The following is a 16,033-nucleotide window of genomic DNA, read 5'->3' on the forward strand; positions in this document are numbered from 1 at the left end:
GACGAAGGGCCCGGCAGTGGTGCCGACCCTGATAATTCAACCCGCCGATGCGGGATCGACGGGATAACGCAATTCATGCCATGTATGCCGGTCGCCATCATGTCATCGAGTTGGCGGTACGATAGCGACCCTCATAATCAAAAATTTTCTCTTTTATCTGCCAGAAGCGACCCGATTTGCGGGCGATGACAAAATCGGGATGACGGAACTGGCTTTGCGCGGCCAGCACGCTCGCCAGGGTGGCAAATTCGGGCTCCAGCCCCGGGGCGGGCCAATGATGACGCACAAAGTGCTGTTGAAACAAGCGCCGTGCGCCCGGGGAGTGAAATCCGAAGTATTCACTGAGGGTCAATCCATCCTCATCGTGGTAGGTCACCTCCAGCCGCTCCCCCTGTTTGCCGCGCCCTGCTGTGAGGGTTAGCCCCGCACAGCGGATCACCATACAATCCTTGAGATTGAGCGCCTCTTTGAGCTTGTCGTCAGGGTCCACCAGCAGCTGATCGCAGCTCTGGCAGCGGCGGGCGGCGATGTCGTTCTCCGCGCCACAGCCGGGGCAGATCTTGGCGCGAAAGCGGTAGTCGCACTCTTCACGGTTGCCCTCGTCATCTTCAAACAGCCCCTGACAGCGGCGTCCGTAGTGCTCGATCACCTTGCCATCCTCGTCGGTCTTGCCCCAGAAGGTGTTGGCAAAACCGCAGGCGGGGCAGGGTACTTGTACCGGCTCGGTACCGGCGTGGGGGCGAGGCTCCCCCACTTCGGGGGCGAACAGGTTGAAGTTGTTGCCCGCATAGTCGAGCACCAGACAATCGCTCTTGCCCGGCGAGAGGCGCAGGCCCCGCCCCACGATCTGCTGGTAGAGGGAGACCGACTCAGTGGGCCTGAGCATCACGATAAGATCGACATGGGGGGCGTCGAAGCCGGTGGTGAGTACCGCCACGTTGACCAGAAACTTGAGCTCCCGCGCCTTGAAGGCGCTGATGAGGGCATCGCGCTCCGGCCCCGGCGTCTCGCCGGTGATAAGGGCTGCCTGCTGGCCTCGGGCGCCCAGCAGACCGTGAATTTCGCGGGCATGCTCGACGGTGGCGGCGAAGATCATCACCCCCTGCCGGTCGGCGGCATACTCCAGCACCTGACTCAGGATATGGGGGGTGACCCGCTGCTGGCGCTTGAGCTCTCCGTTGAGATCTGCCTCGCTAAAGAGGCCGTTCTCCCTCGCCACCAGCTTGCTGAAGTCGTAGTGGACTATGGGGGCATCCACCATGCGCGGCGGCGTCAGGTAGCCGTTTTTCACCATGAAGCGCAGCGGCAGCTCGAACACGCAGTCGCCAAACAGGCGCTCGCCGTGGCTCTTGACCATGCCGTAGTAGTGGCGCCGGTAGATCCAGCCCAGCCCGAGTCGATAGGGGGTGGCGGTGAGGCCGAGGATCTTGAGGGCCGGATTGGCAGCCTTGAGATGGTCGATCACCTGATGGTATTGACTGTCGTCATCCAGCGAGACCCGGTGGCACTCGTCGATGATCAGCAGCGAAAACGCTCCGTCAAAGGCATCCAGATTGCGGGCAACCGACTGCACCGAGCCGAACACCACCTGGGCGCTCGCCTCCTTGCGATCCAGGCCGGCAGCGAAAATATCGGCCTTGAGCCCCCACGCCTCGTATTTAGCGTGGTTCTGCTCCACCAGCTCCTTGACGTGGGCCAGCACCAGCACCCGACCGCGCGCTTTGCGGGCCAGCTCGGCGATCACCAGACTCTTGCCGGCCCCGGTGGGCAGCACCACCACGGCGGGATCCGGGTGTTTGCGAAAGTGGCTGATAACGGCGTTGACGGCGTCGGTCTGATAGGGTCTGAGAACGAACATGCAGGCTTGGGTATGTCGATGTGGGGTGGTGCAAGATGGCGCCATTATAGGGTGCTTGCCGTCACAAAAACAGCGGGCCGGCATGATGCCGGCCCGCAGGGTGCTTGGGTGCTGATCAATGGAACGGGAAGATGTAGTTCATCCAGCTTGCCATGCGCAGCAGCACTTTGCGCATCACAGATACATGGTGGAAGTAGTGGGTATAGATGGCAGCCTGCCCGCTGGAGCCTGCAATTACCTGATACTTGGCCCACTCGGGGTCGGTGATGGAGATAACCACCGGCAGACGACCCGGGCGCACCGCAGTGGTTTGATCCAGCAGACCGGCGTTGGCCTGCACGTTACCGGCGGCAATGGCCGGAACCACGGCTGTCACCTTGCCTTTGAAGATCTTGCCGGGTACGCCATCGATCACCACTTCGGCCTCATCGCCCACCGCCAGTCTCTGCATGCTGTTCTGCCAGAACCAGCCGACGTAGGCGGTGTCATCCTTGTGGATGAAGGTCATCACCGGACGATACATGAAGGGGGTGGCGATCATGCCGGGGCGTAGGGCCAATTGCACCACATGACCATCGCTCGGGGCATAGACCACGGTTTGTGACTGCTGGTACTTGGCTTCCATCAGCTGGGCCTGCAGATCGTTCAGGGTGGCTTTCTGCTGGTCAATCTGGGCCACGATGTCGTCCACGTTGGCCTGGGTGACGTCGAGATCGCGCTGCTTGCCCACGCCACGGCGCATCAGGTCGCTGGCGCGATCCCGATCCAGCCTGGCGGAGCGCAGTCTCGCCTCGATGGACTTGAGGTGTTCGCGGTTGGATTCGACCCGTGCGGTGAGGCTCTCCACTTTCAGGCGGAACGGCTCGTCATCGATGCGAAACAGCACATCCCCTTTTTTCACCGGCTGGTTGGCCTGTACCGGCACCTCAACCACCCGGCCCTTGACCAGCGGCACTATGGGGGTGGAGACGTAGTAGTTGCGCGCCATCTCGGAGTAGGGGTGGTTGTAGTTCATCAGCATGATCAGGGTGCCGATGAGCAGCACGCCGCCCAGTGCTGCGGTGGGGACGGTCCACTTGTTGAGCGGGATGCGGAAGATTTTGAATATGGCGACACACAGTGCCGTGTAGGTCAGGATCAGTAGCAGGTCCATGGTTTATCCCTGTTGCTCACTCTGTTCGATAGTGTTGATACGGCTCTTCAGATCCGCCAACTCCTGCTTGAGGGCCGCCAGCTCCTCTTCATCTTCTTGCAGCCGCTGGCTAAAGCCCCAGCCGCGATCCGGCCGATAGAGGGTTGCCCAGATCCAGAGGAAGGGCCACAGCACGTGCAGGGTAAACAGGCTGACCCAACCTGCCACATGAATGGCATCCTGATGAGGGTGATTCCGATGTTTGGCAATCTCGTAAGGAATATCGTGGATAACGATGACGCCATAAAAAATGACCAGCCCGACAAAGACGAGCAGACCAAGGGCAAAATAATCAAGGGCCATTTATAACCTCCACTGGCATGACGCACAGCTTAATCATGGGTTCCAACAAGCACTAAAGCAATTAAGAATCACACATTTATCGTCAGTTTGCCCGGAATCTTAAAGCTATTTGCTGTATTGAAGCTGAAGCCGTTCGACAGTTGTCTTATTAGTCTTTTTGTCATTAAAAAAGGCGCCATCAGGCGCCTTTTTTGTACTGCTTTCGCAGCAATTTTTTGCTGTTTTACCCTTCGCTGGTACTGCTGACCAAGGGCTGGCGGAACTTCATCAGGAAGGCCACGGTAATGGCCGCCGTTGCAGTCAGGCCGATGATGGTGGAGGTCCCCATCTCCAGCCCGAACCCGATGGGGGCGTTGGCCAGATAGGTGATCACCACAGCGGTCATGAACATGGCGGGAATGGTGCATATCCAGTGCAGCTTGCCCTCTTTGATGAGGTAGGCAGCCGCAGCCCACAACATGATGACGGCGGTGGTCTGGTTGGCCCAGCCGAAGTAGCGCCAGATCACCCCGAATTCAGCCTTGGAGATGATGAAGCCAAGGATAAACATGGGGATGGCGATCAGCAGACGCTTGGCCAGCGGTTTCTGGGTCATCTTCAGGAAGTCCGCCACGATCAGGCGAGCACTGCGAAACGCTGTGTCACCGGAGGTGATGGGCAGGATCACCACGCCGAGGATGGCCAGAATACCGCCGACTGTGCCGAGCAGGCTGGTGGAGACTTCGTGTACCACGGCCGCCGGGCCGCCGTTGGCCATAGTAGCGTTGAGCGCTTCGGTGCTGTCGTAGAAGGAGAGACCCAGGGTGCACCAGATAAGGGCGATGATCCCTTCACCGATCATTGCGCCGTAGAAGATGAAGCGGCCGGATTTTTCGTTCTGCATGCAGCGCGCCATCAGCGGTGACTGGGTGGCGTGGAAGCCTGATACCGCGCCACAGGCGATGGTGATGAAGAGCAGCGGCCAGAGCGGCAGTTCGGTCGGGTGCAGGTTGGAGAAGTCCATCCCGGTGTTGTAGAAGCCTTTGCCGGAGGCGATCAGGCCAACGATGAGGCCGACCGACATGAAGACCAGCAGGGCGCCGAAGATGGGGTAGAAGCGGCCGATGATCTTGTCGATGGGGACTATGGTCGCGAGGATGTAGTAGGCAAAGATTGCCACAATCCAGTAGACCAGATCGGTGGAGGTGAGGTTGGCGAGCAGCCCTGCCGGGCTCAGCACGAATACCACGCCCACCAGCATCAGCAGCACCACGGCAAACAGGTTCATGAAGTGCTTGGCGGCGGTGCCCAGATGCTCACCGACCACGGTTGGCACCGAGGCCCCCTTGGCGCGCACCGACAGCATGCCGGAGAAGTAGTCATGTACCGCACCGGCGAAGATGCAGCCAAAGACGATCCACAGCATGGCGACCGGGCCGTAGAGGGCACCCAGGATGGGGCCGAAGATGGGGCCGACACCTGCGATGTTGAGCAGTTGAACCAGATAGACTTTCTTGTCCGACATGGGGACATAGTCCACCCCGTCAGCCATGGTGATGGCGGGGGTTTTCAGCTCGGGTTTCGGGCTGAATATCCGTTCGATGAATTTGCCGTATATGAAGTAGCCGGCCACAAGTAAGCCGACACAGAGGAAGAACCAGATCATTGCTACGCTCCTGCATTGTTATTTTTTAGTGTGCAGAGCGAGTCTAAAACGGTTGCGCCTGTCTGGCAGGTGAAACTCCCCGAGCGGCGCTTTGGCGCGCCGAGCGGTCGGCGGCTGTGATCAGGCGCACACTCCGCGGTTCAGTCCAGCCCCAGCTGATCTTTGAGCTCCTTGAGATAGCGACGACTGACCGGCACCCGGGCGCCGCTCGGAGTGACAATCTCTGCCAGCTGGTTATCCAGCAGCCGGATCTCGAAGATGGCGTAGGGAGAGACCAGATATTGGCGGTGGCAGCGCAGCAGCGGGCTCTTCTCCTCAAGTGATTTGAGGGTGAGCTGGGTGTGGAACAGCTCGCCCTGACAGGCCACATGGACCCCGCCCAGATCGGAGAAGGCATACTCCACCTGCTCGACGGGCAGCAGCCTGACCCGGTTGTGCAGATAGCCCGGAATATGTGCGATGGTGGGGGCCAGCCGCTCGATGGGCTGCGGGGAGATATCCTGCTTGAGGCGAGTCAGCGTCTTGGCGAGCCGGGCGGGCTCCACCGGCTTGAGCAGGTAGTCGAAGGCGTTCTCTTCAAAGGCCTGAATGGCATATTCGTCAAAGGCGGTGACAAAGACGATGCGGGGCAGGGGGTCGAGCATGGCGACCAGCTCCATGCCGCTCAGCTTGGGCATCTGGATATCGAGGAACACCACATCAGGCTTGAGGCGCTGAATAAGCGGCAGCGCCTCGATGGCGTTGGCCGCTTCCCCCACGATCTCGATGGCAGGATCGCAGGCCAGCTGCTGCCTCAGCTCTTCGCGGGCGTAGTGTTCGTCATCGACTATCAGAGTGCGGATCATGGTTGCTCCTTGGGGATGGTGAACGACACCCGGGTCCACTGTTCCGGCTCGCACGCAATAGTCACGCCATAGCGCTCGCCAAAGGCGCTTTTCAGTCGCCGGTCTACGATGGTCATGCCCAGACCGTCGCCAGCGGGATGTGCTTGCCAGGTGCCTGCATTATCTTCCACATGGATGGTGACGCTGGTGGGATGCTCATCGGTCCAGAGGCGAATGCGCCCCTGCTCCAGCAGAGTCGAGATGCCGTGCTTGATGGCATTCTCGATCAACGGTTGCAGGGTGAAGCTGGGCAGTCGCAGTGTGGCCAGATGGGGCGGGATCTCGTTTATCACCGTCAGCCGATCGCCAAAACGGGCCAGCTCGATCTCCAGATAGGATTGGCAGTGCTCCTGCTCCTCCTGCAGAGTCGCAAGGCCGCTTTGGCGTTTGAGGTTCTTGCGAAAGAACAGCGACAGATGCAGCAGCAGATCCCGCGCCTTGTCCGGATCGCGCCGGGTGATGGCACTGATGGTGTTGAGGGTGTTGAACAGAAAGTGGGGGTTGATCTGGGCTTGGATCAGCTTGAGTTCGGACTGCACCAGCAGCCGCTGATGCTGCTCCAGCCGACCGGCCAGCAACTGCTGTGACAGCAGGTTGGCAATCCCTTCCCCCAGGGTGTGGTTGATCTTGAGAAACAGCCGCTTCTTCGGCTCGTAGAGCTTGATGGTGCCGATCACCCCCTTGTCCCCCTGCAGCGGGATCACCAGCACCGAGCCCAGCTGGCAGGCGGAGGAGAGGCTGCAGCGATAGGGCTGGCTGTTGCCATCGGCAAACAGCACCTTGTTCTGGGCGATGGCCTGCATGGTGATGGCTGACGCGATGGGGGTGCCCGGCAGATGGTGATCTTCGCCGGTGCCGATAAAGGCGAGGATCTGCTCGGTGTCCGTGATGGCGACCGCCCCAACGCCGGTCTCCTCCTGAATGATGCGGGCAATCTTGTTGCTTGCCTGTGGGGTAAAGCCCTGACTCATGATCCCCACTGTACGGTTGGCGATATTGAGCGCCTTGGCGGAGAAGACCCGGGAGAACTTCTCATACATCCGCTGCTGGTCGCGGATCATGCTGATAAAGAGCGCCGCGCCACAGGAGTTGGCCAGAATCATCGGGGTGGCGATGGTGCGTACCAACAGCAGGGATTTGTCGAACGGGGTCGCCACCAGCAGGATGATGACCATCTGCATGATCTCGGCATAGAGAGTGGTAAAGAAGGCGATGCGTGGTTCAAACAGGGCATCCGTTCGCCCCGAGCGCATCAGTCGCCAGTGCACTATGCCCCCGAGCAACCCCTCGCAGGTGGTGGAGATGGCGCAGGCGAGATCGGTAAATCCCCCCAGCGTATAGCGGTGCAGACCGCCGGTCAGCCCCACCAGAAAGCCCACCAGCGGTCCCCCCAATAATCCCCCCAAGACGGCGCCGACAGCCCGGGTGTTGGCGATGGCATCGTCGATATCTAGGCCCACATAGGTTCCGAGGATGCAAAAACATGAAAATATTATGTATATCAGTACCTTGTGAGGAATCCTCACTGAATAGTTGGCAAGCGGGCGAAGCAGCGGGCTTTTCGAGAAGAGATAGGCGATCACCAGGCTGACGCTCATCTGCTGTAACAAAGAGAGAACCAACTGCATAAAAAACGCGCCTCATCAGCCAGCCTAAAAAACAACCAGCCCGTGAATAAGTGTGATCAAGATCTTGTTCGGTTGGCCCTGCGGGTCGCAACGGACCGCCAGTTTGCCAGAACAAATGGATAAAACTACATTAAATCAGCATGTTAAATTGATATTTGTGTAAGAGGCGACAGATTGCTATTGATGGATAGAGCATGAATGTATCCGTCGGATACGCCACATGGAAGTGGCATGCTCCGCCCGGCCCCCTGGCTGGGCGTTTTTTATACATGATCAGATGGCAACCTGTTGGTGGGGATTCGTGCAATTATTCCGGTTTGTCCAATGAGTTATCCCCAGCTTCTGGGGATAACTCAGAATGCAAAGTAGTAACAGAAGCGGCGGGTCAGATTGAAGAACTGCCGCTGTCCCTCATCCAGCTCCTCCTGTTTGATAAAGGCACTGATGGTGCGTTCATCTTCCCGCAGATCGATCATGGCGACCGCTTCCGGCCGCTGGGCCTTGATATAGGGCAGGATCTTCGGCTTGAGGGGCATGGTGGGTTCGGTAGAGAGTACCAGCGCAATGCTCTCGTCGGAGAGTTTCACCAGGGATCCCGGCGGGTAGACCCCCAGCACCTTGACCAGCAACTTGACCAGATTCTGGTCGAACTTCTTCTGGGATAACTTGTAGAGCTGGCTGATGGCCTGACTCGGTGCCGCCGGCGTGCCGCTGTTGCGGGGATGAAGCAGCTCGTCGTAGAAGTCGACCAGTCCGATCAGCCGCGCCAGCGGCGGGACCTCCCCCCCCTTGATCCCCAGCGGATAACCGCTACCGTCGAGCCGTTCGTGGTGCAGATGGGCTACCTGACGAATTTTGGGCTCAAAGGCATTGAGTTGGTTCAGCATGTCAAATCCGTACTGGGGATGCATCTTGAGGAAGTTCTGCTCGGCCTTGTTTAGCTCACCACGCTTTTGGGTGATCTGGCTGGGAATTTTCAGTTCACCTATATCGTGGATAAGTCCCGCAAGCCCGGTCTCTTCCAGCTCGATGGGATTCATCCCCAGTTCGCGCGCCATCAACATGGCAATGAAAGCCACGTTGAGACTGTGCTGCAGCAGGACATCGGTGTGGGGACTGCGGATCAGGTGGAGCCCGAGGGGGCCCTCGTGCTGACTGAGGGTGAAGGCGGCATTGCGGACGATCTGGGCGGTATTGGCCAGCCCTTCATCCGGTTTGAGGTTGAGTGCCCCGAGCGCATCGCGCAGCTCGCTCATGGACTGGCCAAAGGCCTTGTCGGCGGCGCGCATGGAGCGGCGAAAGGCTTTTTCGTCAAAAGGGGGCGGGCCGGCATCAATCAGGGACTCCAGCTCTTCGAGATCGGGCCCGGCATCGGGGATATCGCCACGCAACAGTGGCTCGATAGGCAGATCGCTCTTGTCCGGATCCACCATCATCAGGCTCAGATCAAGGTGGCGGATGATATCCAGCTGCTGCTGATCTTTGATTTTGAAGGCATTGAACATAAACGGGTGGTTGGTCCATCCGGTGGGGAGATGGATATAGTGGCCTACCCGCAACTGTTCTATGGAGGCTTGGATCAGTGCCATCGGTTAACCTGCATTTCTGGAATGCCTACTCAACAAGCTAGCAAAATCCGATGGATAGACAACTAAAAATCCATTTCGGGGCTACGGAGCACCCCGTGCTGTGATGGGGCGCACGAGCGCCGTGCTTCTCCTCTTAATTCGCGCTTAAGTTTTACTTCCTACGCTGGCCCCGTCGTTTTTGTTGGCTTGGCCGGCCCGCTGCGCTGCAGGCCGGTATGTAGGAGTTGTTTATGCGTGTAACTCTCGGTGTACTGCAGACCAATCTGTTGCTGGTGCTCTTTTTCGCCCTGGTACTGAACTGGCCAATCTTTTTGCATTTCTATACGGTGCTCAGCGCCCTGACCCATGTCAAAGCCGGATTTGCCATCTCGATCCCGCTGGTGCTGATCGCTGCGCTCAATGCCGTGTTTATTCCCTTCACGTTCCGGTTTGTGCTCAAGCCCTTTTTTACCGTGCTCATTCTGACTGGCTCCATCGTCAGCTACGCCATGCTCAAATACGGTGTCATCTTTGATGCCGGCATGATCCAGAACATAGTGGAGACCAACAGTGGTGAGGCGGGTGCCTATTTGAATGGCTCGGTTGCGCTCTGGTTTCTGCTGACCGGGCTGCTGCCTGTTCTGGTGCTCTGGTCACTGCGGATCCGCTATCCGGCTCGCTGGTATCAGGGGTTGGCGTGGCGGGCTGGTGCACTGGCTATCTCTCTGCTGTTTATCGGGGGCGTCGCGTCACTTTACTATCAGGATTACGCCTCGGTCGGGCGCAACAACAAGTCGCTGGCCAAAGAGATTGTGCCCGCCAACTATGTGCACGGCCTCTACAAATATGGGCGGGATGTGCTGTTTGCCACGCCGATCCCCTACCAGCATCTGGGGACAGATGCCAGGGTGGTGGCGCGGGGAAGCAAGCCGACTTTGATGTTCCTGGTGGTGGGGGAGACGGCGCGCAGCCAGAACTACTCCCTTAACGGGTATGGCAAGGCGACCAACAGCTTTACAGCAAAAGAGCAGGGGGTGGTGTCGTTCAGGAATGTGCGCTCCTGCGGTACAGCCACCGCCGTCTCGGTGCCCTGCATGTTCTCCAACCTCACTCGCCGCGGTTACGATGACCAGCTTGCCAGCTCCCGTGACGGCCTGCTCGATGTGCTGCAACATGCCGGGGTCTCGGTGTTGTGGAAAGAGAACGATGGCGGCTGTAAAGGGGTGTGCCGCAATGTGCCGACCATCGAGATCCTCCCCAAATCCTATCCTGCGCTCTGTCAGGGGGAGTCTTGCTATGACGAGGTGCTGCTGGAGGGGCTGGATCAGCAGATTGCCGGCATGAAGGGCAACAAGCTGGTGGCTTTTCACCTGATGGGCAGCCATGGCCCGACCTATTTTCGTCGTTACCCTGCCAGCGAGCGCGTCTTTATGCCGGACTGCCCGCGTAGCGACATTGAAAACTGCAGCAACGAAGAGCTGGTCAACACCTATGACAACACCATCCGCTACACCGACAAGGTGGTGGGACTGCTGATAGACAAGCTCAAGTCGCTGGAGAGCCAGTATGATGTGGGACTGGTCTATCTCTCCGATCACGGCGAATCCCTTGGGGCTATGGGGCTCTATCTGCACGGCACGCCCTACAAGTTTGCGCCGGATGATCAGACCCGGGTGCCGCTGCTGACCTGGTTCTCGCCCCAGTTACAGGCCGATCGCCAGCTTGATATGGGTTGCCTGGCGGCGGAGGCGAGCAGCCAGCGCTTCTCCCATGACAACCTCTTTCACTCCATGCTGGGGATCATGGATGTGCAGACCCGTGTTTACGACAACAAGCTGGACCTGTTCAAGCCATGTCGGGCGGGTTAAACCGCTAGCAAGCACACAATAGAAAACGGCAGCCAGTGGCTGCCGTTTTGTTATCTCGCAAGGTCAGTGCCTTACTTCTGCTCCATGATGATCTGCAGCAGATCTCCCTCCAGCAGGGCGCGCTTGACCAGCGCAAAGCCGCCATAGGTCGGCTGGTTCTGGAAGCGGGCTTTCACGATGGGCAGGCCACGGTGGAAGCTCGGCAGGGATTGATGCTCGACGCAGCGACGGATGGCCGGGAAGAGGATCTCTTCGGCGGCGGTGATTTCACCGGCGATCAGCACCTTCTGCGGGTTGAACAGGTTGACCGTGATGGCCACTGCCCGTCCCAGATGCTCACCCACGTTCTCGATGACGCTGCGGGCCAGTTCATCACCTGCCAGCGCCGCCTTGCACACCTCCTGAATGGTGATGTGCTTCTCCTGCAGCGCGCTCTGGTGGCCGCGGCTGATAAGCTCCTTCACCTTGTCGATGATCGCTTCGTTGGAGGCGATGGTTTCGAGGCAGCCGAAGTTGCCACAGTGGCAGCGCTTGCCGAGCGGCTCGACCTGAATATGGCCGATCTCGCCGACGTTGCGGTTCTGACCGAGGAACACCTGACCCTTGGTGATGATCCCGGAGCCCGTCCCCTGATGGACACTCACCAGAATGGAGTCCATGCAGTCGCGGGACTCGCCGAAGAAGTGTTCGGCCAGTGCCAGAGAGCGGGTGTCGTTGCCCACGTAGCAGGGGAGGTTGAAGTGGTTCTCAAGCAGCTTCGCCAGCCCCAGATTGCGGATCTGGTACTTGGGGGTGTAGATGACCATGCCGGATTCCGGGTTGACCAGACCCGGCATGGTCAGCGCGATGCTGATGAGGTTGCGACAACGTTCGCGGTTGGCATCGATAAAGGCGCCAATCTCCCGCAGCAGCATGTCGACCACGGGTTGCTGGTCGATCTCGGTCACCTGAATGACGTGCTGGTCGAGCTCCTTGCCATCGAGGTCATAGAGACTCAGTTGCAGATAGCCGCGGCCCAGCTTGGCAGAGACAAACTGAAAGCGATGTTTGATGGTGGTCAGGGAGATGGCACGCCGCCCGCCGGTTGAGGCTTGCGGAGAGGTCTCCTTGATCAGGCCATGCTCGATCAGTTGCCGGGTTATTTTGGTCACGCTGGCCGGGGCCAGCTGACTCAACTCGGCAATCTTGACCCGGGAGATGGGGCCTTGCAGGTCGATGAGCCGATACACGGCTGCACTGTTGACCTGCTTGATAAGATCTACGTTTGCTATTTGTCCGCCAGTCATGATGTCACTGTTGTGTGTAGTGTCCGTTAACCACGGTCCCACGGACCGTGAAGTCCTGATCGAAGACAGTGAGGTTGGCTACTTTACCGACCTGGATACTACCGAGACGTGAGTCCCATCCAATGGCGCGAGCGGGGTAGAGGCTGGCCATTCTCAGTGCTTCATCGAGCGGTAATCCGACCTGCTTGACCAGATTTTCCACCCCCTCAATCATGGTGAGGGAGGAACCGCCGAGTGTACCATTCTCGTCGACACACTGACCATCGCGTAAAAAGACGGTGGTGCCACAAAAATCAAATTTCTCAAAGCCTTCCGGTGCACCCGCTGCTGCGGTGGCATCGGTGACCAGCACCAGTCGCTCCCCCAGCGCCTTGTGAGCCAGACGCACGTTGGCCCAGTGCACATGGTGGCCATCGACGATGATGCCCGCGTAGACATCTTTGCGATCGTAGATGGCGCCCACGACGCCCGGCTCGCGACCATTGAGGGTCGGAGTCATGGCGTTGTAGAGGTGGGTGGCAAAACGAATGCCGTTGTCAAAACCAGCCATAGCCTGGACATAACTGGCGGCAGTGTGACCGGCCGAGACCAGAATGCCCGCTTCCACCAGACGGCGGATATGGGCCGGCTCGTTGCGCTCCGGTGCCAGGGTGATCTTGGTGATGGCATCCGCGTTGGCGCAGAAGAAGTCGATCATCTCGTCCGCTGGCTGGCGAATTTGCGCGGCAGGGTGGATCCCCTTGCGCTTGAGGTTGGTATAAGGCCCTTCCAGATGGACGCCCAGCACCTCGTTGGGGTGTGCCGCCATGTAGTCGCGGGTAACCGCAACGGCCTGCTTCATATCCGCATCCGGACTGGTGATCAGGGTCGGCAGGAAGCTGGTGGTACCGGATTTGAGGTTGGCCGCCTGCATGGTTGCCAGGGTCTCGACCGTGATGTCGGTGTTGAACATCACACCGCCACAGCCGTTGAGCTGCACGTCGATAAAACCGGCGGTCAGGTTGGCGCCTTTGAGATCAATCTGCTCGATGCCCGCAGGCAGTTCAGCCAGGTGAGAGATGGCGACAATTTTGTCGCCCTCGATAAGCACCCCGTAGCCGGTCAGCACGCAGCTGCCGGTGTAGAGGGTGCAGTTGGTCAATGCGTACATGACGACTCCTTACAGACGGCCGATGTTGGCGGCTTCCAGCTGCTGGAAGTAGCGAACGGTCTTGACCTTGAGCTCCATGGTAGAGGGCTCGTCGCACACCATCATTCCCTTCGGATGCAGTTGCAGGGTGGAGATGGTCCACATGTGGTTGACGCTGCCTTCCACGGCGGCCTGCAGAGCCAGTGCCTTGCCGTGACCGGTGACCAGGATCATGATCTCTTCCGCATCCATCAGGGTGCCGACACCCACGGTCAGGGCCAGCTTGGGCACCTGCTCCATGTCGCCACCGAAGAAGCGGGAGTTGGCGATGCGGGTGTCTTCAGTCAGGGTCTTGACCCGGGTGCGGGAGGAGAGGGAAGAGGCCGGCTCGTTGAACGCGATGTGGCCGTCGTTGCCCACGCCACCCATGAACAGGTGGATCTTGCCGTAGGACTTGATCTTGTCTTCGTAGCGCTTGCACTCGGCCACCAGATCCTCGGCATTGCCGTTGAGGATGTTGATGTTCTCGGGACGAATGTCGATGTGGCTGAAGAAGTTGTTGTGCATGAAGCTGTGGTAGCTCTCCGGGTGATCTTCCGGCAGGCCGACGTACTCGTCCATGTTGAAGGTGACCACGTTCTGGAAGCTCACTTCACCGGCTTTGTGCAACTCGATCAGGCGCTTGTAGGTGTTGAGCGGGGTGCCACCGGTGGGCAGGCCCAGTACGAAAGGGCGATCGCTGGTCGGCTTGAACGCGTTGATGCGGTCAACGATGTAACGAGCAGACCACAGGCCTACTTGGCTGGCAGATTTCAACGGGATCAGGCGCATATGGGATACCTCTGTGTCGGGTTGCGACCGGTTTGGCGGTGGCAATTGGCTAAGACGGATTCAAGTTGTTTTATAGCGTAAATAAAGATTGCGAACTAAGCCACATCTATCCACCACCTTTATCTTGTTTGGGTGATAACGATCACGATTATCGGTTTATTAATTTGCGCAGCGAAATAAAAGCCCTAGACTGCCAATCAAGCCTTGTTGGCTTATGCGTCAAACGTGATAAGCACTTAATTTCTAGAAAAACATTAACTAAGGAGAGGAACCGTGAACATTCTCGGTTATTTGCAAAAGATCGGCCGTGCCCTGATGGTGCCGGTAGCGGTATTGCCTGCCGCAGCGATCCTGATGGGGGTTGGCTACTGGATTGACCCGAATGGTTGGGGTGGTGACAGTGCGCTGGCTGCCTTCCTGATTAAAGCGGGCGCAGCCATTATCGATAACATGTCCGTACTGTTCGCAGTCGGTGTTGCTTACGGTATGTCCAAGGATAAAGACGGTTCTGCTGCTCTGGCAGGTCTGGTCGGCTTCCTGGTCGTTACCACCCTGCTGAGCCCGGGCGCTGTGGCCCAGATCAAGAGCATCCCGGTGGAGCAGGTTCCTGCCGCGTTTGCCAAGATCAGCAACCAGTTCGTGGGTATCCTGTGTGGTGTTATCGCCGCTGAGCTGTACAACCGCTTCAGCAGCGTCGAACTGCACAAGGCACTCTCCTTCTTCTCCGGTCGTCGTCTGGTACCGATCGTAACCTCCGTGGTGATGATCGTCGTATCTTTCATCCTGATGGCCGTATGGCCGGCAATCTACGGTGGTCTGGTCTCCTTCGGTGAGTCCATCGTGAGCCTGGGCTCAACCGGTGCCGGTATCTACGCCTTCTTCAACCGTCTGCTGATCCCGATCGGTCTGCACCACGCCCTGAACTCCGTGTTCTGGTTCAACGTGGCCGGTATCAACGACATCCCGAACTTCCTGGGTGGTCAGGCTACCATCGATGCCGCTCTGGCCGCTGGCAAGAGCCTGGAGCAGGTGAAAGGCGTGGTCGGTATGTACCAGGCTGGCTTCTTCCCCATCATGATGTTCGGTCTGCCGGGTGCCGCTCTGGCCATCTACCACTCCGCCAAGAAAGAGAACAAAGAGAAAGTTGCCTCCATCATGATCGCAGCTGCCTTTGCCTCCTTCTTCACCGGTGTAACCGAGCCGCTCGAGTTCTCCTTCATGTTCGTGGCGCCGGTACTGTATGTCATTCACGCCGTACTGACTGGTATCTCCGTGTTCATCGCTGCCTCCATGCAGTGGATGGCCGGTTTCGGCTTCAGTGCCGGTCTGGTGGATATGGTGCTCTCCAGCCGTAACCCGCTGGCGACCAACTGGTACATGCTGATCCCTCAGGGTCTGGTCTTCTTCGGCCTCTACTACACCGTGTTCCGCGTAGTGATTGCCAAGCTGAACCTGAAAACCCCGGGTCGTGAAGATGACGAAGAGACTGCTCCGGCTGCCGCTCAATCTACCAACCGTACCGAGCTGGCCAAGCAATACCTGGAAGTGCTGGGTGGTCAAGAGAACCTGGTCTCCATCGATGCCTGCATCACCCGTCTGCGTCTGACTCTGAAAGACCGCAGCATCGTCGATGAGCGCAAGCTGAAAGCCCTGGGTGCGGCCGGTGTGGTCAAACTCGGTGAGCAGAACCTGCAGGTGATTCTGGGCCCATTGGCCGAAATCATCGCCGGTGAGATGAAAGCCCTGCGTTAATCGAGCGACTCGCTCACCTCAAGTCTAAGTCCATTGTTGACATAACTAAGGGCCCCGCTCAGGGGCCCTATATAAAAAAGCCAAGAAAA

The 16,033-nt window shown here is 58.6% G+C and carries 12 protein-coding genes; 2 read left to right on the forward strand and 10 right to left on the reverse strand.

What is annotated here, in order from left to right:
• Positions 1–97: 97 nt before the first annotated feature.
• The 7 genes from G5221_RS14785 to G5221_RS14815 all read right to left on the reverse strand — a co-directional run bounded on the left by G5221_RS14785 (position 98) and on the right by G5221_RS14815 (position 9,099).
• Positions 98–1,858 (reverse strand): DEAD/DEAH box helicase, encoded by a 1,761-nt coding sequence (locus G5221_RS14785; protein ID WP_421255315.1) that lies wholly within the window; start codon positions 1,856–1,858, stop codon positions 98–100.
• A 115-nt stretch (positions 1,859–1,973) separates the two neighbouring features.
• Positions 1,974–3,011 carry an HlyD family secretion protein gene (locus G5221_RS14790; RefSeq protein WP_075115488.1) on the reverse strand — a complete coding sequence of 346 codons (1,038 nt, stop codon included), beginning with the start codon at positions 3,009–3,011 and terminating at the stop codon, positions 1,974–1,976.
• Between the two features lie 3 nt (positions 3,012–3,014).
• Positions 3,015–3,353 (reverse strand): DUF3302 domain-containing protein, encoded by a 339-nt coding sequence (locus G5221_RS14795; protein ID WP_257124649.1) that lies wholly within the window; start codon positions 3,351–3,353, stop codon positions 3,015–3,017.
• A 223-nt stretch (positions 3,354–3,576) separates the two neighbouring features.
• Positions 3,577–4,998 carry a carbon starvation protein A gene (locus G5221_RS14800; protein ID WP_005350521.1) on the reverse strand — a complete coding sequence of 474 codons (1,422 nt, stop codon included), beginning with the start codon at positions 4,996–4,998 and terminating at the stop codon, positions 3,577–3,579.
• Between the two features lie 140 nt (positions 4,999–5,138).
• Positions 5,139–5,843 (reverse strand): two-component system response regulator BtsR, encoded by a 705-nt coding sequence (gene btsR / locus G5221_RS14805; RefSeq protein WP_421255317.1) that lies wholly within the window; start codon positions 5,841–5,843, stop codon positions 5,139–5,141.
• Positions 5,840–7,510 (reverse strand): sensor histidine kinase, encoded by a 1,671-nt coding sequence (locus G5221_RS14810; protein WP_216954170.1) that lies wholly within the window; start codon positions 7,508–7,510, stop codon positions 5,840–5,842. The genes btsR and G5221_RS14810 overlap by 4 nt, the downstream gene beginning before the upstream one ends.
• 353 nt (positions 7,511–7,863) lie before the next feature.
• Positions 7,864–9,099 (reverse strand): HD-GYP domain-containing protein, encoded by a 1,236-nt coding sequence (locus G5221_RS14815; RefSeq protein WP_421263498.1) that lies wholly within the window; start codon positions 9,097–9,099, stop codon positions 7,864–7,866.
• 230 nt (positions 9,100–9,329) lie between these two features.
• Between G5221_RS14815 and G5221_RS14820 the strand changes: the two genes are divergently transcribed.
• Complete coding sequence (locus tag G5221_RS14820) at positions 9,330–10,946, forward strand: phosphoethanolamine transferase (protein ID WP_421221457.1); 1,617 nt, start codon at positions 9,330–9,332, stop codon at positions 10,944–10,946.
• Between the two features lie 71 nt (positions 10,947–11,017).
• On the opposite strand, the gene nagC is transcribed toward G5221_RS14820, so the two are convergent.
• The 3 genes from nagC to nagB are packed head-to-tail and all read right to left on the reverse strand — an operon-like array spanning position 11,018 to position 14,192.
• The gene (gene nagC, locus G5221_RS14825) at positions 11,018–12,232 is read right to left on the reverse strand and encodes a DNA-binding transcriptional regulator NagC (RefSeq protein WP_005334312.1); all 1,215 of its coding nucleotides are present in this window, start codon (positions 12,230–12,232) and stop codon (positions 11,018–11,020) included.
• A 4-nt stretch (positions 12,233–12,236) separates the two neighbouring features.
• Positions 12,237–13,382 (reverse strand): N-acetylglucosamine-6-phosphate deacetylase, encoded by a 1,146-nt coding sequence (gene nagA, locus G5221_RS14830; protein WP_421263499.1) that lies wholly within the window; start codon positions 13,380–13,382, stop codon positions 12,237–12,239.
• 9 nt (positions 13,383–13,391) lie between these two features.
• A complete protein-coding gene (gene nagB, locus G5221_RS14835; RefSeq protein ID WP_005334308.1) occupies positions 13,392–14,192 on the reverse strand; it encodes a glucosamine-6-phosphate deaminase in 801 nt (266 codons plus the stop codon).
• 273 nt (positions 14,193–14,465) lie between these two features.
• Here nagB and nagE point away from each other — a divergent pair, with 273 nt between their 5' ends.
• Positions 14,466–15,944 carry an N-acetylglucosamine-specific PTS transporter subunit IIBC gene (nagE, locus tag G5221_RS14840; protein ID WP_088869457.1) on the forward strand — a complete coding sequence of 493 codons (1,479 nt, stop codon included), beginning with the start codon at positions 14,466–14,468 and terminating at the stop codon, positions 15,942–15,944.
• Positions 15,945–16,033 lie beyond the last annotated feature (89 nt).

The organism is Aeromonas sp. 602200 (assembly GCF_049173895.1).
GTDB classification, from domain to species: domain Bacteria; phylum Pseudomonadota; class Gammaproteobacteria; order Enterobacterales; family Aeromonadaceae; genus Aeromonas; species Aeromonas veronii_A.

Coding starts and splice junctions, on each gene's coding strand:
- G5221_RS14785 (WP_421255315.1), bottom strand. CDS start 1,858: ATGTTCGTTCTCAGACCCTATCAGACCGACGCCGTCAACGCCGTTATC.
- G5221_RS14790 (WP_075115488.1), bottom strand. CDS start 3,011: ATGGACCTGCTACTGATCCTGACCTACACGGCACTGTGTGTCGCCATA.
- G5221_RS14795 (WP_257124649.1), bottom strand. CDS start 3,353: ATGGCCCTTGATTATTTTGCCCTTGGTCTGCTCGTCTTTGTCGGGCTG.
- G5221_RS14800 (WP_005350521.1), bottom strand. CDS start 4,998: ATGATCTGGTTCTTCCTCTGTGTCGGCTTACTTGTGGCCGGCTACTTC.
- btsR (WP_421255317.1), bottom strand. CDS start 5,843: ATGATCCGCACTCTGATAGTCGATGACGAACACTACGCCCGCGAAGAG.
- G5221_RS14810 (WP_216954170.1), bottom strand. CDS start 7,510: ATGCAGTTGGTTCTCTCTTTGTTACAGCAGATGAGCGTCAGCCTGGTG.
- G5221_RS14815 (WP_421263498.1), bottom strand. CDS start 9,099: ATGGCACTGATCCAAGCCTCCATAGAACAGTTGCGGGTAGGCCACTAT.
- G5221_RS14820 (WP_421221457.1), top strand. CDS start 9,330: ATGCGTGTAACTCTCGGTGTACTGCAGACCAATCTGTTGCTGGTGCTC.
- nagC (WP_005334312.1), bottom strand. CDS start 12,232: ATGACTGGCGGACAAATAGCAAACGTAGATCTTATCAAGCAGGTCAAC.
- nagA (WP_421263499.1), bottom strand. CDS start 13,382: ATGTACGCATTGACCAACTGCACCCTCTACACCGGCAGCTGCGTGCTG.
- nagB (WP_005334308.1), bottom strand. CDS start 14,192: ATGCGCCTGATCCCGTTGAAATCTGCCAGCCAAGTAGGCCTGTGGTCT.